The organism is Halomonas sp. ML-15 (assembly GCF_014779595.1).
Classification (GTDB): Bacteria; Pseudomonadota; Gammaproteobacteria; order Pseudomonadales; family Halomonadaceae; genus Franzmannia.
On the sequence record NZ_JACXZT010000019.1, the window covers coordinates 821,892 to 839,066 of the forward strand.

22 protein-coding genes and 2 pseudogenes are annotated in these 17,175 nt (G+C 61.8%); 13 read left to right on the forward strand and 11 right to left on the reverse strand.

Annotated features, from left to right (window positions below; translation table 11 throughout):
* Window positions 1-33: 33 nt before the first annotated feature.
* From IEI94_RS15530 to IEI94_RS15540, 3 genes are all read right to left on the reverse strand, one after another.
* Window positions 34-438 carry a hypothetical protein gene (locus IEI94_RS15530; RefSeq protein WP_191168184.1) on the reverse strand — a complete coding sequence of 135 codons (405 nt, stop codon included), beginning with the start codon at window positions 436-438 and terminating at the stop codon, window positions 34-36.
* Window positions 422-667 (reverse strand): helix-turn-helix transcriptional regulator, encoded by a 246-nt coding sequence (locus tag IEI94_RS15535; RefSeq protein WP_263574631.1) that lies wholly within the window; start codon window positions 665-667, stop codon window positions 422-424. Before IEI94_RS15535 ends, IEI94_RS15530 begins: the two co-directional genes overlap by 17 nt.
* A gap of 98 nt (window positions 668-765) precedes the next feature.
* Window positions 766-945, reverse strand: a complete 180-nt coding sequence (locus IEI94_RS15540; RefSeq protein ID WP_224750160.1) for a hypothetical protein — start codon at window positions 943-945, stop codon at window positions 766-768.
* A gap of 195 nt (window positions 946-1,140) precedes the next feature.
* Here IEI94_RS15540 and IEI94_RS15545 point away from each other — a divergent pair, with 195 nt between their 5' ends.
* The 5 genes and pseudogenes from IEI94_RS15545 to IEI94_RS15565 all read left to right on the forward strand — a co-directional run bounded on the left by IEI94_RS15545 (window position 1,141) and on the right by IEI94_RS15565 (window position 4,174).
* Window positions 1,141-1,338: a PhzF family phenazine biosynthesis protein gene (locus IEI94_RS15545; RefSeq protein ID WP_224750161.1), complete on the forward strand. Its 198-nt coding sequence runs from the start codon at window positions 1,141-1,143 to the stop codon at window positions 1,336-1,338.
* A gap of 152 nt (window positions 1,339-1,490) precedes the next feature.
* Entirely contained in the window at window positions 1,491-1,751 is a 261-nt protein-coding gene (locus IEI94_RS22885) for a hypothetical protein (RefSeq protein ID WP_318153407.1), read from the forward strand.
* Window positions 1,752-1,851: 100 nt separating this feature from the next.
* The gene (gene ampC / locus IEI94_RS15555; RefSeq protein WP_191168185.1) at window positions 1,852-3,018 is read left to right on the forward strand and encodes a class C beta-lactamase; all 1,167 of its coding nucleotides are present in this window, start codon (window positions 1,852-1,854) and stop codon (window positions 3,016-3,018) included.
* Window positions 3,019-3,155: 137 nt separating this feature from the next.
* Complete coding sequence (locus IEI94_RS15560) at window positions 3,156-3,335, forward strand: hypothetical protein (protein ID WP_224750162.1); 180 nt, start codon at window positions 3,156-3,158, stop codon at window positions 3,333-3,335.
* Between the two features lie 44 nt (window positions 3,336-3,379).
* Window positions 3,380-4,174: pseudogene (locus tag IEI94_RS15565) on the forward strand (carotenoid oxygenase family protein).
* Here IEI94_RS15565 and IEI94_RS22980 read toward each other — a convergent pair.
* From IEI94_RS22980 to IEI94_RS15580, 3 genes and pseudogenes are all read right to left on the reverse strand, one after another.
* Window positions 4,175-4,275, reverse strand: a pseudogene (locus tag IEI94_RS22980) (type 1 glutamine amidotransferase domain-containing protein); the annotation flags it as partial.
* A 1-nt stretch (window position 4,276) separates the two neighbouring features.
* Window positions 4,277-4,531 (reverse strand): hypothetical protein, encoded by a 255-nt coding sequence (locus tag IEI94_RS15575; protein WP_191168187.1) that lies wholly within the window; start codon window positions 4,529-4,531, stop codon window positions 4,277-4,279.
* Between the two features lie 136 nt (window positions 4,532-4,667).
* Complete coding sequence (locus IEI94_RS15580; protein ID WP_191168188.1) at window positions 4,668-5,123, reverse strand: carboxymuconolactone decarboxylase family protein; 456 nt, start codon at window positions 5,121-5,123, stop codon at window positions 4,668-4,670.
* A gap of 14 nt (window positions 5,124-5,137) precedes the next feature.
* On the opposite strand from IEI94_RS15580, the gene IEI94_RS22890 reads away from it, so the two are divergent.
* A complete protein-coding gene (locus IEI94_RS22890) occupies window positions 5,138-6,028 on the forward strand; it encodes a helix-turn-helix domain-containing protein (protein WP_191168189.1) in 891 nt (296 codons plus the stop codon).
* Here the strand turns inward: IEI94_RS22890 and IEI94_RS15590 are convergent.
* Window positions 6,019-6,753 (reverse strand): DUF899 domain-containing protein, encoded by a 735-nt coding sequence (locus IEI94_RS15590; RefSeq protein ID WP_191168190.1) that lies wholly within the window; start codon window positions 6,751-6,753, stop codon window positions 6,019-6,021. The genes IEI94_RS22890 and IEI94_RS15590 overlap by 10 nt on opposite strands.
* Window positions 6,754-6,918: 165 nt before the next feature.
* On the opposite strand from IEI94_RS15590, the gene IEI94_RS15595 reads away from it, so the two are divergent.
* The 3 genes from IEI94_RS15595 to arsH are packed head-to-tail and all read left to right on the forward strand — an operon-like array spanning window position 6,919 to window position 9,294.
* Complete coding sequence (locus IEI94_RS15595; protein WP_224750163.1) at window positions 6,919-7,329, forward strand: PadR family transcriptional regulator; 411 nt, start codon at window positions 6,919-6,921, stop codon at window positions 7,327-7,329.
* A 58-nt stretch (window positions 7,330-7,387) separates the two neighbouring features.
* Window positions 7,388-8,551, forward strand: coding sequence for an MFS transporter (locus tag IEI94_RS15600; protein WP_191168191.1), 1,164 nt, complete (start codon window positions 7,388-7,390; stop codon window positions 8,549-8,551).
* Entirely contained in the window at window positions 8,548-9,294 is a 747-nt protein-coding gene (gene arsH, locus IEI94_RS15605; protein WP_191168192.1) for an arsenical resistance protein ArsH, read from the forward strand. The genes IEI94_RS15600 and arsH overlap by 4 nt, the downstream gene beginning before the upstream one ends.
* Window positions 9,295-9,370: 76 nt before the next feature.
* Here arsH and IEI94_RS15610 read toward each other — a convergent pair whose 3' ends face one another.
* On the reverse strand, window positions 9,371-10,090 hold the full coding sequence (locus tag IEI94_RS15610) for an FMN-dependent NADH-azoreductase (RefSeq protein ID WP_191168193.1): 720 nt from the start codon (window positions 10,088-10,090) through the stop codon (window positions 9,371-9,373).
* A gap of 140 nt (window positions 10,091-10,230) precedes the next feature.
* On the opposite strand from IEI94_RS15610, the gene gcvA reads away from it, so the two are divergent.
* From gcvA to IEI94_RS15630, 4 genes are all read left to right on the forward strand, one after another.
* The gene (gene gcvA, locus IEI94_RS15615) at window positions 10,231-11,151 is read left to right on the forward strand and encodes a transcriptional regulator GcvA (RefSeq protein WP_191168194.1); all 921 of its coding nucleotides are present in this window, start codon (window positions 10,231-10,233) and stop codon (window positions 11,149-11,151) included.
* A 91-nt stretch (window positions 11,152-11,242) separates the two neighbouring features.
* The gene (locus IEI94_RS15620; protein ID WP_191168195.1) at window positions 11,243-12,991 is read left to right on the forward strand and encodes a hypothetical protein; all 1,749 of its coding nucleotides are present in this window, start codon (window positions 11,243-11,245) and stop codon (window positions 12,989-12,991) included.
* 1 nt (window position 12,992) lies between these two features.
* Window positions 12,993-13,442, forward strand: a complete 450-nt coding sequence (locus IEI94_RS15625) for a toxin-antitoxin system YwqK family antitoxin (RefSeq protein WP_191168196.1) — start codon at window positions 12,993-12,995, stop codon at window positions 13,440-13,442.
* A complete protein-coding gene (locus IEI94_RS15630; protein ID WP_191168197.1) occupies window positions 13,436-14,770 on the forward strand; it encodes a hypothetical protein in 1,335 nt (444 codons plus the stop codon). The genes IEI94_RS15625 and IEI94_RS15630 overlap by 7 nt, the downstream gene beginning before the upstream one ends.
* 311 nt (window positions 14,771-15,081) lie before the next feature.
* Here the strand turns inward: IEI94_RS15630 and IEI94_RS15635 are convergent, their stop codons facing one another.
* From IEI94_RS15635 to IEI94_RS15645, 3 genes are all read right to left on the reverse strand, one after another.
* Window positions 15,082-15,543 (reverse strand): GNAT family N-acetyltransferase, encoded by a 462-nt coding sequence (locus IEI94_RS15635; RefSeq protein ID WP_191168198.1) that lies wholly within the window; start codon window positions 15,541-15,543, stop codon window positions 15,082-15,084.
* 105 nt (window positions 15,544-15,648) lie between these two features.
* Window positions 15,649-16,074, reverse strand: coding sequence for a VOC family protein (locus tag IEI94_RS15640; protein WP_191168199.1), 426 nt, complete (start codon window positions 16,072-16,074; stop codon window positions 15,649-15,651).
* A 78-nt stretch (window positions 16,075-16,152) separates the two neighbouring features.
* Window positions 16,153-17,106 (reverse strand): helix-turn-helix transcriptional regulator, encoded by a 954-nt coding sequence (locus IEI94_RS15645; protein ID WP_191168200.1) that lies wholly within the window; start codon window positions 17,104-17,106, stop codon window positions 16,153-16,155.
* Window positions 17,107-17,175: the final 69 nt, after the last annotated feature.

Consider the following 17,175-nt stretch of genomic DNA (forward strand, 5'->3'; position numbering starts at 1 on the left):
GACTAGCGCGCCAGGCCAATACCGGGATGCCGCTTACAAGCGGCGGCTCAATATGACGGTGGCGAGAAGGTGCGTGGTGCCGCCGACGAAGGCGATCAGGGTGAAGGCCCCGGGGGCGCCGCGTGTGACTTCCCAGAAGAAGCCGATCAGTGCGACAACGAGCACGGTAAAGTAGGCGGCACGTAGAGCATGGAGCTGAATCAGGCCGTGGCGTTCGTCCAGGGGAGGGTCGTTGCTGAGTATCTGGATCGACTCGAAGCGCTGGCCAAAACGCATGGCGGCGGCATAGCCCAGCATGATGGCCAGCATGACTAACCCGATACCGGGAGCATCGGCGGCCAGCCAAGAGGTGAGAAACATCGCCATGCCCAAGGCCACGCCGCACAGCGGCACGAGAGCAGGCTTGTTTTCGACGGGGGCTTCACGGTGCTCTGTCATCGAATACCTCCTCCACGGGTTTGTCGAAAAATCGCGCCAGGCGCGAGGCGAGGGGTAACGAAGGAACGTAGCGGCCGACTTCGATGGAGTTGATGGTATTGCGCGAAACGCCCATGGCCTCGGCAAGGGCCGCCTGGGTCAGGCCACACGCCTTACGTAGCGAACGAATATGATTGTGCATATGCCAAGCTTGTTTGGCATTGGGCATTTTGTCAAGCAAGCTTGGCATATGATGGAGCGCCTGCAGCGGGCGCTCCTCACGTCCGCGACCCTAGAGAATCTGGAAATCGCTACCAGCGGCGAGATTTACCTCGACCTGGAGATCTTTCAGGACAAGCTGGTGAGTCCCGGTGAGCCGCCTTCGCTACCGAAGCTCACCTGCACGGTCATCTTCTCGTTCGAACCGTAGGTGCGGAACCAGCCGTGGTCCATGAGCAGCTCGAGGCCCAGGATATCGCCGTAAAAGGCGGCCGCCTTGTCGAGTTCCTCCGTTGCCGTGTTGGACATGATGCGTTTCACTTTCACATCGCACCCTCAGTGTCTCTTGTTGTTCGTTTCGCCAGTGCTTCCCATGCCGGCGGCGAAATGCCTAAACATAGCCGCTTCGTTATCGTCCTGCCTGTTCTATCCTTCCCTTCGGCCCACTCTGTTAAGGCACCATCCATACCCGTAAAGCACCATCCACACCCGAGGAGCTTCCCAATGAGTGGCACCCTATATCGCCTTGCGGCCTTCACCGACGATCCGAACGGCGGCAACCCGGCCGGGGTATGGCTGCGTGAGGCGCTGCCCGAGCCGGTGGAGATGCAGCGTATTGCCGCCGAGGTGGGATACTCCGAAACCGCCTTCATCGCCGGGGTGGGCGGCATCGTGGTGACCGGGCAAGCGGTGGAGATCTAGGGGGCGGTCAGCAGATCAAGGCGTCCCAACTGGCCATGACACAGTCGACAGTCGCCAGCAGCGTTTCGCGTGATGCGACATCCCGGGCCTGGATCGACATGCCATGCTGCACGGTGACGAAGTAATTGGCGATCGCAATGGTAGTCGGCCGAGTGGAGCAACTCGCCTTCCTCCACGGCGCGCCGCAGGCGCCACTCGAGCAGATGAGTGTTCTCCACCCGGTGCGTTTTCAGGATTTCGCCTACCTCGGGATTAGCGCCCTGCATCTGCGGGGCGGCGAGCACCATACTTGGTGGCTGACCGCTGCCTGGCTGACACAAAGTTCAAGCAGCTCCGGTAAAACTGGTGTGTCGTGCCGAGGCTTCGAAAGCCCGCAATGCATTCAGTGGAAGTTGATGGCGATCCATAGCTGATATAAATCCAATTTGTATCAGATGGTAGAAATGCTCGGTTGTATGGCTTATCGCGCCTGATTACTCTGCTGCCTCAGCCCAATGCTGACGACCACATGAAATGAGTGATTGTTTCGCCAAGGAGATTCCTGTCATGCCGATGCGCCTACTACCCCTGATACTTGCTGTCGCTGCCGGTTCGGTTCAGGCGGAAACCGAGCCCTGCGACAGCATCACGATAGACCAGCAGATCAATGCACTGATGAGTCGCCATGATATTGCCGGTATTTCCGTCGCGGTGGTTGATCATGGCGTGCTGTGCGTCAGTCATTATGGCGTGGCCTCTCGTGACACCGGGCTTGCCGTGAACGATCACACCCTGTTCGAAGCGGGGTCTGTCAGCAAGATTTTCACTTCGGCCCTTGCTGGCTGGGCCCATCAGAAGGGCGGCTTCGGTTGGACAGATACTGTCGCCAGCATTGAGTCGGACTTCACTGGCAGCCCGGTAGGCGAGGTCTCCATGGTTGAGCTTGCGACCTACATGGCCGGAGGAATGCCACTGCAGTTTCCCGACGGCGTGACCCGTGACAACGTGTACGACTACTACCGCAACTGGCAGCCCGAGTTTGCGGCGGGCACTCAACGCCTCTACTCGAACCCGAGCATCGGTTTGTTCGGTGAGCTGGCAGCGAAGAGCTATGGTGAACCATTCAAGGTGCTGATGCAGGACCAGCTCCTGCCGGCACTGGGTCTGGAGCACACTTGGCTCGAGGTGCCGGAAGGTCAGGCCGACCACTATGCGCAGGGCTACAATCAGGACGATGAGCCCGTGCGGGTCAATCCGGGGGCCATGGACGCCCAAGCCTATGGCATCAAGACCACTGCTTTGGATCTGGCCCGCTTTGTCCAGGCCAATATCGATGCCTATCATCCAGATGATCCCATGTCCCGAGGGCTGCTGGAGACCCAGCACGGCTACGCTGCGATCGGTGACATGCAGCAGGGCCTGGGCTGGGAGAGCTATGCGCTGCCGGTTACGCTCGACACTCTAAAGGCTGGTACCACTGCGGAGATGGCGTTGGAGCCACAGCCAGCTACTTTGCTGAACACTTCGGGCGATCCGCAAGCGCAGCGTTGGTACCACAAGACCGGCTCAACCGGTGGGTTTGGTGCCTATGCCGCCTTCATCCCCGCCCAGCAAAAAGGCATCGCGATTCTCGCAAACAAGCGATACCCCAATGCAGAGCGTGTCGAAGCTGCCTGGCAAATCTTGCATACGCTGGACTGAGTACCAGTCAACCCCATACCTTGAAGCATGACAGGCAGCTGAATAATCTGGCTGCCTAATTCCCACCTCGAACGGGGATAAGATACTTACCCGGTGCTACTTCCAGAGCCTGACTGATGTCTAGCAGATCCGGCCCCATGACTAAGACGCTCATTCTTCTTTTCCCCCCCGATCTTGCGCACTCGAAGGCCAATGTTGCGTTGGCTGCGGCAGCGGCCAAGCTACCTGCCGTGGAGGTCGTCGATATGCCAGCCATCTACCCCGATGGCATCGATATATCAAAAGACGGCGAGCGCGAGGCCCTGCGGCTGCTTTGACCTACCACGTGGCGGATGCCTCGGGGCGGCTGGTGCATAGTGAGGTGATCGAAGGGCCAAACGGTTCTGTCATACATGACTTCGCCATCACTGAAAACTATGTGATTTGGTTCGATCCCAACGTAGCGCTTGATCTACATTCCAACCTTGCTTTTCCCTATACGTGGCAGAGGGAGTATCGCGGCAGGATCGGCGTTATGCCGCGTGACCGCAGCAAGGGGGGAGTGCAGTGGATCGACGTCGATCCCTATTACATGCTGCACTTCTCCAATGCCTGGGAAGACGCAGATGGCCACCTTGTGGTCGAGGGGCCGTTCTTTGACGAAGCCGCTTGGGGGAAAGCCTCAGCCTTTATCAATGGCGCAGCGCCACAGGGAGCAGCCCCTGTCAGTGGAGCGAAGCGCAGTCGCTGGATAATCGATCCGCGACAAGGAACGGCGCGTGTCGGGCTGCTCGATGACCTTACGATTGAATTCCCCATGATTCACCCCGGCTTCACCGGGCGGCAAAATCGCTTCGCCTATGCGGTGGTTTTCCCCGACGCGACGCGCGCCGGTTACGGGATCGTCAAATATGACATGGAGTACGACCGGCGCTGGGTGCTTGATCTTCCTATAGGCGTCTATGCGGGCGAGCCCTGCTTCGTTCCCGACCCATAGGGTCGCGGCGAAGATGACGGATGGTTATTAACCTATGTCACTGACCTGCGTAGCAACGTGGCGGAGCTGTGGGTCCTGGACGCAACACAGGTCGGTGCCCGCCCAGTCGCTGCAATCGAACTGCCTGCCTGGGTGCCCGCCGGTGTGCACGGAACCTGGATTGGCGATAATGAGGTCTAAAGTCTGGAAGCCCGGCTCGTTGCTCTTCGGATCGAGGGGCGGCTGCCCGACTTTCGGCGAGGCGAGAGTAATGTCGGCGTCGCATCCTTCAAGATATAGAATCTATCCGTAACGCCGGAAATGGTGCGTCTCAGGCGCCAGACAGTCGAGCACCCATTCGGAAGGCTTCAGGCTTGGATGGGGGCGACATATTTTCTGACCAAAACCCTTAAGAATGTCAGCATAGAAATGAGTCTGGGTGTGCTGGCCTGCCGCTGCCAGCCAGGAAGTAAGGAATATCGCCACGCCCAGGGCCACGCCGCACAGCGGCACGAGCATGGGCTTGTCATGGGCTGATGCATCACGGTGCTCTGTCATCGAATACCTCCTCGACGGGTTTGTCGAAGAAACGCGCCAGGCGGAAGGCGAGGGGCAGCGAACGAACATGATTGTGCATATGCCAAGCTTGTTTGGCATTTGTGGTTTTGTCAAGCAAGCTTGGCATTATGGTGGGTCAGGGCCGGTAGCTGCCGGCGTCAGCGGCGAAGCTGATCGCCAGGCGGTTCCAGGCGTTGATGGTGCAGATCGCCAGGGTGAGGTCGGCAATGCCCTTCTCGGAGAAGCGCTCGCGGGTGGCCTCGAACAGCGCGTCGTCGATACCGTGCCCGGCGATGAGCGTATTGGCCTCGGCCCAGGCCAGGGCGGCGCGCTCACGTTCGGTGTAGAAGGGCGTTTCACGCCAGGCGCTCAGCGCGTACAGCCGCTGCTCGGTTTCGCCGGCCTTGCGCGCGTCCTTGGTGTGCATGTCGATGCAATAGGCGCAGCCATTGATCTGCGACACTCGGGTATAGACCAGCGCCAGCAGGCCATCGTCTAGCTCACCGTCTTCGTCGGCTGTGTGGACGTAGCGCTGCAGGCCGAGCATGGCCGCGAGGCCTTCGGGGCTTGCAGAGAAGTAGTTCATACGCATTGGAGGTCTCCTGAGTGAAGGTAGGACATCACCCTAGCCCGGCCGACAGCAGCGGCATTGTAGATTTTCGACCCGCAGTGCAGATGGCCACCGGCCTGATACTCAGGCGCTTCGCACCCTGTGCTTTACTGCGCCCCTATGTGCAGTGTTTCTGGCAGGCCAGGGGGCGAGCCAGTAGCGAAGCGGCGGGGGTGGAGCTGCTGCATCCGGATGGCGCTACCGGTCTGTTATTCAACTTCGGTGGCGTACTCGAGCGTGATGGCGAACAACTGCGTGCCGTCTGCTGGGTGGATGGCCCCAAGCGGCGCACGGCGCGGCTGGCGGTGGGGGAAACGCTCGACCTGCTCGGTGTGCGCTTCCTGCCGGGCATGGCGTTGCCGTTCGTCGGCGAGGCGCTGTCCGGGTTGGCAGGAGCTGAGCTGGTGGCAGGCGATGCGCTGCGCCGGCTTGAACTCGACCTGTTGCAGGAGCGGCTATTCGAGACCCCCGAGTTGGCGGAGCGCATCGCGCTGCTGGAGCACTACTTGCTGGCCAGGCTGCGCCAGGCGGAACGGGTACCGGTAGCGCTGAGATCATCGCTTGGCTGGCTGCAGCGCCACCGCGGTCAGGCCAGCATCGCCGCACTGATCGACGAGCTGCCGTTCGGCCAGCGCCATCTGGAGCGGCTGTTCCAGCGCCATGTGGGGCTCTCGCCCAAGCGTTACGCTCGACTCTTGCGCGTCGCTCATTGTCGCCAATTGATCAAGCAGTGCGGAGCCGCCAACTCCCTGACCGATACCGCCTTTGTCGCCGGCTACTGCGACCAATCGCACTTCATTCACGACTTCAAGGCCGTGACCGGCTTCACGCCGGGCGGCTATCTCGACCATGTGCGGCGACGCTATGGCCGCGAAGCTCAACCATAGGTCGGCCGCTGAGGCCACCCTTGCGGTGAGTCCTCGAAATCCTCCTGGCGACCATAGGGCGTTCTGTCGAGTAGGGCATAGGCGTCGGTGAGGCTCTCGCAGCCCCGGGCGTAGGTCGAGTAGGTGTGGAAGACCTCCCCATCCAGATGGAAGAAGACGCTAAGGCCGTGGCACTCGCCTTTGGTGAAGTGCGGTTCTTCGCTGCAGCGTGACTCGAGCTCCGCCTGGCCACGGTAGTTGTACTGGGGCGGGGCAATAGCCGAGTCCAGGGTGACGTGAAAGTCGTAGTTGAAGTCGCTGCCGTAAGACGACACCCAGGGCCAGCGCCAGCCCTGGTCGGCCTTGTAGGCCTCGATCTTGGCCAACGGTGCCCGGGAAACCAGCGCGAAGCTGGTGTTACGCTCGCCCAGCAGCGAAAGATCGCCCAGCGATTTCACCAATCCGGTACAGCCGCCGCAACCTTTCTCCCATTCTGGGTCGAACATGAAGTGGTAGATGATGAGCTGACGCCGGCCCTCGAACAGGTCGAGCAGGCGGGTCTTGCCGTTCGGGCCGTCGAAGGCGTATGGCTTATCGAGTCGCACCATGGGTAGCCGCCGTCGTGCGGCATTCACCGCGTCCATTTCACGTGTCAGTGCTTTCTCGCGTTCCAGTAGGGCCTTGCGTGCGGCCAGCCAGTCGCTGCGGCTGGCGATGGACGGGTGAATGACTTCGTGATCGTGCATGGGGGTTTCCTCCTGTGATGGTGCGGCTGATGTTCCTCACTCCTGAAGTCGAATCGGGCAGTGCACTTTCGACACGGTGCGATTCAGTAGGCCAGGTATGGTCCCGCCAGCTGTAGTTTGCTGGTCGATCTTGACGCCTCGAGCGTCGAGGTATAAGTTTCCGCCATGACCCAGACGAAAAGCGAATCGGCCGCGGGCCGCAAGATCCCCGACTACAGCGATCCCTCGTACTGGCACGGTACGATCAAGATGTCGCTGTCGAAGTTCTTCGTGCTCAGCGTGCTGCACCGCAAGCCGATGCACGGCTATGAGGTGGTGCAGGCGGTGGAGAGGAGCACCAAGGGTTGCTGCAGCCCGTCGGAGGGCACGGTCTACCCGATGCTCAACGAGTTCGAGGCGGGGGGCTACCTGAGTTCGAGCGCCGAAGTCGTGCAGGGTCGCTCGCGCAAGGTCTATGCGCTGACGGACAAAGGGCGGGAGGCCTTCCAGATGGCGGTGGATGCCTGGCTCGAAGCCACCGACTGCATCCTCGCGAGCCGCCGCATGGCAGGTGGGGCAATACCATCCAAGGAGTGATCGCAATGGGGGCAGAGCATTCTTGCCGGGCTATATACCTCGATGGTCGAGGTGTCTGGTGAGCTCGCGTACCGGCGTCGTCGTTGCCCTAGGGGTATCCCAGACCCTGGCCTGGGGCTCGACCTACTATCTGCCGGCCATCCTCGCCGTGCCCATGGCGCGGGATCTCGGCCTCTCCACCGGCACGGTCTTCGCCGCCTTCTCCTCGGCGCTGGTGGTGTCGGCGATTCTGGGGCCGGCGGTGGGGCGACGCATCGATCACTTCGGTGGGCGCGACGTGCTGGCGGCGTCGAGCCTGGTATTCGCCCTGGGCCTGGTGCTGTTGGGGCTGGCCAGCGGACCGCTGATGCTGTGGGTGGGGTGGCTGGTGATCGGCGTCGGCATGGGCATGGGGCTTTACGAATCGGCCTTCTCGACCCTGACGGGGCTCTATGGTCGCGCGGCGCGCGGTCCGATCACCGGCATCACGCTGCTGGCGGGCTTCGCCAGTACCGTGTGCTGGCCGATTACTGGCTGGCTCAACGCCGAGTTCGGCTGGCAGAACGCCTGCTTTACCTGGGCTGCGGTGCATCTGCTGCTGGGCCTGCCGCTCAATCGGCTGCTGATACCGTTCGGTATTCAGCCACCAGCGACCCCTGCCGAGACGGCGGCGGGCGAGGCCAGCGCGTCCTGGCTGCCGATGGCGCTGTTGGCCTATGTCTTCGCCGTGACCTGGTTCGTCAGCACCGCCATGGCCGCACATCTGCCGTGGCTGCTGCAGATTGCGGGCCTGTCGCCGGCGGCCGCGATTGCCGCCGCGGCACTGGTGGGGCCGGCCCAGGTGGCCGCAAGACTGCTCGAGTTCTCGCTGCTGCGGCGCTTTCATCCGCTGTTCTCGGCAAAGCTGGCGGTGGTCGCCCACCCCCTTGGCGCCCTCGGTGTGATGGCGCTTGGGGCGCCGCTGGCCACGCTATTCGTGCTGCTGCACGGCGCCGGCAACGGCATTCTAACCATCGCCAAGGGCACGCTGCCGCTGGCGATCTTCGGCCCACACGGCTACGGGCTACGCCAAGGGATCCTGATGGTGCCGGCGCGCTTCGGCCAGGCGCTGGCGCCGTTGGCTTTTGCCCTGTTGATCGAGCGCTTCGGCACCCAGGCGCTGCTGTTCTCCGCCGCTCTGGGCCTCTCGGCCCTGGTGGCGCTGCAGGTTCTTCAACACCACCCCATGAAGGAGGCGACATGAGACTGCGCCCGCTGTCCGATCCCGACTATCTGCCTGCGCTCGACGAGCGCTTTGCCCGCCAGCGGCCCGGCGAGAATCTGCCCGATCCGCTCGGCCATCCGCCGCGCATCCTGCTGCTCTACGGTTCGCTGCGCGAGCGTTCTTATTCACGGCTGGCGGTGGAAGAGGCGGCGCGGCTGCTGCGCCATTTCGGCGCCGAGACGCGCATCTTCGATCCTTCCGACCTGCCGCTGCCGGATCAGGTAGCCGGCGACGATCACCCGGCGGTGCGGGAACTACGTGAATTGGCCATCTGGTCCGAGGGCCAGGTGTGGTGCAGTCCCGAGCGCCACGGCCAGATCACCGGCGTGATAAAGACGCAGATCGATCACCTGCCGCTGAGCATGGGCGCGGTGCGGCCCACCCAGGGGCGCACCCTGGCGGTGATGCAAGTCAGCGGCGGCTCGCAGTCGTTCAATGCGGTGAATACCCTGCGTCTGCTAGGCCGCTGGATGCGCATGGTCACTATCCCCAATCAGTCCAGCGTGCCCAAGGCGTATCAGGAGTTCGACGAGGCTGGGCGCATGCTTCCATCGCCGCTCTACGATCGCATTGTTGATGTGATGGAGGAGCTGGTGCGCTTCACCCTGCTAATGCGGCCCCACGCCGAGACGCTGGTGGACCGCTACTCGGAGCGCCGCGAGGCGGCTGGCGCCAAGGCCGATCCGGTGACCGACAAGGCGGCGGTGGGCCAAGCCTCATAATGGCTGGTGCGATTGCAACGCCGGGGCGATGACGCGCCCCGGCGTTCGACCCATTTTCGTAATACCTGCCTGACCCTCATGCCGGTAGCGGCATACCTGGCGTGGCCATGTTGGCCTGCAGCTGCTCGACCAGCCGATCGATACGCTCAAGGGCGCTTTTCGTCGAGGCCGCCAAGGGCTCGCCGCCCACCTCCTGGTGCTCGATGGCGATACTGTGAAAACCGCCGATGCCGATAAATTGCAGGGCGGTGCGCGCGCTAGGTTCAAGGTGGTTGAAGGCGGACAAAGGGCCCTGAGGGTCGAAGCCGAAACCGCCACGTGAGGAGAGCAGCACCGCGTGGCGCGGCCGGTCGGCCAGCCGTGGCGCGTAGTGTTCCAGCGGGACATAGGGATGGGCACCTTGCTGCAGGTCGAAATCGACGGTGCGTCCGATGCGAACGATATTATCGATCCACGCCTTGAACGCGGCCGGCGGGCCGAAGTTGTACATGGGCACGCCGAGTACCAGGAGGTCGGCTTGTATGACCTCATCGACCAGTGCATTGCTCTCGGCCAGTGCTTGCCACATCGCTTCCGTTCTCTGTTCGGCTGGAGTGAACTCGGCTTCGATCCACTCGACGCTGGTCAGCGGTGGCGGGGTGGCGCCGAGATCGCGATAGATGATCTCAGTTTTTGGCTCAAGAGCCTGCCAGAGTGAGATGAAGTGGTGCGTCAGTCGGCGGGTGTGCGAGCCGTGGACCTGGCTGCCGGCACGGCCGGGACGTGGGCTGGTGTCGAGGTGAAGTATGCGTGTCATGGGCTTTCTCCGCTAATGGAGGTAGTATCGTTCGAGTGAGCTTGTTTCAGCTGCGGTGAGCAGCTGCTGCCATCAAGCCAGAGGCCATCTGCGGCGACAAACGACGATTCTTTTTCACGAATGGAAAATAAAACTCAGCCATGATGCCGCGCCGACTCCCCTCCCTCTCAGCCCTGCGCGCCTTCGAAGCGGCGGCGCGACACCTCAGCGCCAAGCGTGCTGCGCAGGAGCTGTCGGTGACGCCGACGGCGATCAGCCACCAGATTCGTCAACTCGAGGAGAGCCTGGGCGTGGCCCTGTTCGTGCGACGGCCGCGCCAGCTGATACTGACGGCCCAGGGCCAGGCGCTGCTGGCGGTACTCAGCGACTCCTTCGATGCCATTGCAGAGACGGTGACCAAGCTGCGCCGGCCGCCGGCGCGCCAGGCGGTAACGCTCTCGACCACGCCGGCCGTTGCTGCACGCTGGCTACTGCCCTGGGTGTGCCTGCTACGCGACGCGCAACCGCAGATCGACCTGAGCATTCAGGTCTCCCACGAAACGGTCGATCTGGATGGAATCACCGCCGATATGGCGATTCGCTATGGCGAGGGCCCCTGGCCCGGGCTGGTGGCGGAGAAGCTGTTCGACAATGTCTTCGTGCCGGCCTGCAGCCCTAGACTTGGGCTGAAGGAGCCTGACGAGTTGGTGCGGCATACGCTGTTGCACTTCTCTTCGCCCACGCCGGTGGACTGGGCTGCCTGGCAGCGGCAGGTGCAGGTGCCAGGGCTCGATGTCAGCGCCAGCATGTTGTTCTCCGACGAAACCCATGGCATCGCCGCCGCCCTGGATGGGCAGGGCGTGGCCCTGATGAGTCGCTACCTTATCGAGGAGGAGTTGCGCCAGGGACGGCTGGTGCAGCCGTTCGGCCCTGAGATACAGGCTGCTCCCTTCCACCTCGTCTACCCACCCGAGCGACTCGAGGAGCCGGCTATCGCCGCCGTGCGTGATTGGATCATGGGCCTACTGGATGCTGCGTCCAGAGAGCGCGCCTGCCGGTCGATTATCGAGGGGCATGGCTAGCCTGCGGGCTGCCTGGTGCCGGGTCGGCTTGTGGCAACAAAGCCGACCCTGTAGCCTACCAGCGCCAAAAATCAGCAAGGATAGCTCCAGCATGCAGGAGGCGCGTAACACCGAAGTAGGGCCTAGCCCAACCATTCGCGCCCGCGTCGCGAGCGCGTTCAGGCAAACCGGAACAAGGCTATGGGCCGAGAGTCGCACACCGCGCTTCATTGGCGCTTCGGCAGCTGCACTGGTCTGGCTGACCGTCTTGTATGGTTTCGGTCTGGCCGTCGGTAGCGGGCGCCAAAACACCCTATCTGACCAGGACTTTGAGCCCTTTCAACTGCCCACAGCGCAGGACACTCAGGTGATTCTGCCCACCGAGCTTGGTGGTACGCTGGAGCCTGCCGCCGGCTTTGAAGGCTACCCATACACAAGCGGGGGGGATGGGCGTTATTGGTTCAATCTGCTCTTGCCCGCCAATGACGTGCCCGGACTGACCGTGGATACACCTGTCGGCCTGGAAAACCTTCGCCTGTTTGCGCAGGATGGCAGCCTGCTGTGCGCTCCCGAAGTACAGTTGCAGCTGTCCGCAGATCCCAGCAGCGTAGGCGTCAAGGCCGACCTTGACCTGTCGCAGCAGAGTACCCGCTACTGGATGCCATCGGCGACAGGGTATCGGCTGGAGGTGCGGTGGGATCAGCGCTTCCAGAGCTGTCCCTATGAACAGCCGGCGTCGGTTCTGGCTGACGTCGTACAGCGCCAGACGACCTCAACGGAGCCGCGCCAGCTGGAGCTCACCGACGAACCACACAAACTGCAAGCCGGCAGCAGTTCAATGACCGCCAAACCCGGCGCCCTGCCATGGGAGTGGTGGGTCGAGATCGCCAACTCGGGGCAGCAACGCTGGCAGTTTACTGCTGTCGAGCCTCCTGCCCATCAAGGTTGGCGCACCAAACGCTACCCATCGTCATCATTTTGGGATACTGCTCGCAATCAACCCAGACCCGACCCGATCGCTGAAAGCTATCAGCTGCGCTTCAATGCTGCAGCGCCTGCAGAACTGCCGGTAACGCTGCTGCATACGGAAGAGGTGCGCGTTGCCGATGTGCGTTTTTCAACCGAACGGGATCAACGCACCAGGGCCTCGATACCGCCGACCTGGCACCTTCCCTTGCAGCACACGGACACAGACCTGACTCTAGACTTGCCCATGCACGCCCAGGACCTCGAGTACCATGAGCTCTTTCTCCCCGTCACCATGAGCGACACCTGTGAACTCCAGGTTGTGGGGGCAGACCTGCCGCTGCAATGGCGCCCGGTAGAGCGGCTGTTTGTCTACTCCATAGGCCGCTATGACGAAGATGTGGAGGACTATCAGCAACGCCGCCTGTCCGCCAAATCGTACTCGCGCTACGCCGAGCTGCCCGAGGAGTATCTCGGCCGCGTGCGCTGGGAGCTGCAAAGCACGGATGGCGAGCAGCGCTTCTTTCACGACCTTGAGGCGACGAGCGAGTTGCGTTGTCCAGCCGAGGTAACCTGGCAGCCCTTGACTTACCAGCAGAGTGAATTGCCATGGCTGGTGCCGCTGGAGGCGCTGCCCGGGGCCAGCGTGGATCCTGCCCAACCCGCGCGCGAGTTCTTTGGTCGCTTTCGCTTTCTCGATGCCAATGGAGAGGCACTGATGCCCATGGCGCGAGCTGCAGACCTGAAAGACCCTGCTCTGGAGTCCTTTGTATTCCCCGAAGACCAGCTCAAGTTTCATGGCGAAGTGACGCATATAGAGCAATTACAAGTAGATGACCCCAGAGAGCGCTCGCAACGCTGGACCTACCGTTTCATGCCCCTGGAGATCTACTGACATGCGGTATATTGCATTGGCGCTGCTGTTTGCAGCCCCCACTTGGTCAATGGCGGGCATCGCCCCCTCGCTGTTGGAAGAGTTGGGGCCACCGCCACTGGATGCGGATGGTTGTGCGCTGAGCGAAGAAGGCGTTCACAAGGAGCGCAATGAAGCGGGCGAGCTGGTCGAATGCGGCCAGTACCTCGATGGTGCCAAAGAGGGTTATTGGGTGCTCAGGGCCGACACCGACTCACGCTGGCAGGGCTGGTTTCGCAAAGGCAAGGAGCAGGGAACCTGGCTGGTCACATCGCCCTCTGAACAACTGCTGGGCGTAGCGCGTTATGACAAAAACGGCCAGCGCCACGGTGTCTCTTATGAGCTGGAACCCGATGGCCGTCTGATCCGGCACTACGTGCATGCACATGGCAGCACACTGAGCAGGTGTGGCATGTGGGTAGGACAATGTTAGCGCTGTTGGCTGCACCCGCTTCGGTGCTCTGGGTATCGCTCGCCCTGTTGGCTGTGGGCTATGTTTTCTGGTTTCTGGTACGTTGCTGCTCGTGGGGCGCAATAGCCATGGCAGTAGCCCTGGCCTGCGGCGTACTGGCTGTTCTTGCCAGCAGCCACTATCTGCTGTTCATATGGGCTCCAGAGCTAAGCGCGGGCCTGCCCGGGTTGCTGCTGGGGTTGCCGCTGGTCTACGGGGCGAGCTTGGGATTACTGTCGCTCCAAGGCAAACGCTCTCGGCTGAGCGCCTCGCTGGTACTGGCGAGTGTTTGCGCCGCGTTGATGCTGTGGGATGGGCAGCGCCTGTGGCCCGCGATTTTTTATGACCTCAAGGGAACCGTGCTGGGCTATCCGCCACTGGTACTGCATACCCCCGAAGATCTCGGCGAGTATGTGCCACCGGCCGGAACCCGGCTCATCTTCAAGCCGACCGGAAACGAACTGTCTTGCGGCCTGTTTGCGAACCCCGAGCCATCAAGGCCGGCATTATCCTACAGCACCTCCTGCCGGGATTATTACTGGGGCCAAGCCATGGCTTCCCTTGATTACTCTGCCTACACGGATCTGCCCACGCTGTATGCATTAGAGGAGCTCTGGGAAGAAGCGTCCCCTGGGCGACTGTCGTTGGGGTTGTTGTATAATAGCCTGGATGACCTGACCATTACCGACCTCCAGCGTCTCTGCCCGCAAAGCGACGACTGCCTCGCCAGCAAGAACATGATCACCTCGTTACTGGGCGTGCAAAGCTGGACGGCGCTCACGGAAGACGAACCGACGGCCACTGCGTCCTTGCCGCTGTCGCTTAGAACGCTCGATTACATCGATCGGAGAGAGCTGCTGCGCACGCTGGACGAGGACGTTCGCGCGCAGCTGGAAAGACGCGTGGCCGGGATAGTTGCGGTCTACGCCGATTCTCAGGCACGCAGCCTCGCCTTACGGGACATGGTACCGTACAACCCCTGGCCAGGATTCAAACCGCTGTCGAAGGGCAACAGTGCAGGCCAATGGCCCGAGTTGAGAGATATCGCGGATGAGCTTGCCATAGAGGTGCCGGATATCGGCACCCTGAGTCGATTGCAGAGAGCCGTGCTCATTGCTGTCGAATCACGCTCTGACGGCGGTGTGCGGCTGGTCTACCACACTGCCGTGGGGCTGCAATCTACGGCCGCTTTGCTGGCTTTCATCGCTCCACTGGCATGGCTGGTCATCGTCATGTTGATGCTGCTGCGCCGTAGCCCAAGACCAAGGCGCCAGCGCATTGGCACCGAGCCGACCGGTGGCGTTTCTTGACTGACATCAGTGGCGCATGCTGAGTCAATACCTGATAGCGACGGAGCCTGACAGTATGTTCGGTCTACAAAACAACAATAGCGCTGCTCGACTGTTGGCAGGTGATGAGCGCGTTTCCATTGGTGTGGTCAGTCAGCACTACTGGATACCGTTTAGCGCCAACCGTGATTCCCACGCCAACCCGCGCTTGAGCGGTGGGCATCGTTGCCGATATGGCGATTCGCTAGGGCGAGGGCTCCTGGCTTGCGGACTGATAGGCGGAAGGGTACGGCGGAGGAGGGACTCTGCTGATATCAAGGTCCCACGCAGCGTTATGAGGCGAGTTCCTTCTCCATGAAGACGCTTAGCGGGTCGTGTGTATATTTTCCGAAGGGCCCACACTCTCGATACCCTAGCTTCTTGTAGAGTTGGATGGCTTCGGGCTGTCTGGCGCCGGTTTCGAGCCGAGCGACAGCGATGTTCATCGAGCGAAGGTGGTCTTCAAGTGCCTGCATGATGAGTTTGGATAGGCCCTTCCCGCGATGCTCCACGGGCACGAAGACTCTTTTGATTTCCCCGTAATGGACGTCTTCCTTGACTGATTTTACGGCCCCGCAGCCAATGACCTCTTTATCGCAGTGAACGCCAATAAAGTGAGTATCTGGGCTTTTCAATTCCTGCTGGTTCATCATGTGATTGCTCTCGGCTGGGTAAAGACTAGCCATGTACGCATCGGAGAGGCTTATCAGGCGCGAGGCGGCTTGGGAGTCGGGGTTCAGTGTATCGATTAGCATGATTACACCCTGAGTTGGGGGAAAAGCCAGGCTGACGAGAGGCGCCGCACTCCTGCCATGCGTAATGCTCTCAACGGCGCCTACCGGCGAAGAGAAAGCAGCCCTCTACGCGTCCTTTTCGTAGTTGATCATCCAAGCGACGCCGAACTTATCCTCCAGCATGCCGAAGCGGTGAGCCCAGAAGGTCTCCTCGAGCGGCATCTGCACGGTGCCGTTGTCGGCCAGCGCGTTGAAGAGCCGTTCAGCCTCGGGCACTGAGTCGACGCCAACCGCGATACTCGCGCCCTTGATGCCTTCATAGGGCGCCGGGCAGAAGGGGGCATTATCCGAGGCCATCAACAGCTGGTCGCCGATGCGCAGACGAGCGTGCATGACCAGGTCGCGGGCCTCGGGGGGGATTTCCATGTCCTCGCTGTCGGGCATCTCAGCATAAGTGGACATGGCCTCGAGTTTGGCGTCGAAGCAGCGCTGATAGAACTCGAAAGCGTCACGGCAGTTGCCATCAAAGATTAAGTAGGTGGAAAGCTGCATGATGGGTCTCCAGGAGGGTTGTTGTCGGTTCTACTTCCCTTCGTCGATTCAACGTAGTCGATTTCGACACCCATACATTTATTTTCTTGCTGCCAATCGTTGCAACCGGACAGCCTGCGCCGAGAGGGCGTCGCAAAGCTCGGGTGGATCGAGGATCTCGAAGTCGTAGGGCTGGTGGGCCAACTGACGGGCAAACCAGGCCAGGCTGTCGGTGCGGGCATGCAGCACTACGGCGTCTCCATCAGGCGTGAACACGCCGATGTTGCGTCCGAGTTTCTCGACGGCCTTGGCCAGCTCGGTGTGCAAGCGCACGCGGACGGCAGTTGCACGGGGCAGGCTGGCGATACTCTGGGTCAGATGCTCGGCGGGGTCGAAGTCAGTTGGGCGCTCGAAGCTGGCCTCGAGCAGTGTGGCCTCGGAGATGCGGTCCAGGCGAAAGCTGCGTAGGTCGCGGCGCAAATGGCACCAACCGCTGACATACCAGCGCCCCTCACGATAGACCAGGCCGTAGGGGTTGAGCACGCGGTCACTATGCCGTGACCGGTCGTCCCGGTAGGCGAGCCGGACCCGCTGCCGCGCCTGGGTGGCAGTGGCGAACAGGATCAGCAAGCGTTCGTCGCCCGGTGCTTGTGCCGGGGGCAGTTCGAGCCGCGCGCTTTCGCTCAGGGCTTGCGCTTGCTGTTTCAGTCTGGCGGGCATTACCCGCTCCAGCTTGGTCCGTGCGGTTGCCAGTGCCGGAGCCGTCTCGGCGATACCCAGCCCCTGAGCGGCGAGTAGCCCCAGTGAGACGGCCAGCGCCTCTTCACTACTGAACATCAGCGGCGGCAGCTTGAAGCCAGGCATCAGGCGATACCCGCCGTGCCGCCCTCGCTCGGTGGTCACGGGAATGCCGAGCTCCTCCAGGGCCTGGATGTAGCGCCTCAGCGTACGGCGATCGACGCCCAGCCGTTCGGCCAGCTCCCGGCCGCTCATATGGCGGTGGCTCTGCAGCAGTTCCAGTAGCGTCAGAACGCGAACCGTGGGGTTGGCCACGCTGGAATTTTCCTTTTTAGTAGGACGTAATATGTCCTATTTAGCCATTACCTTGCTGACAAGGCCAGG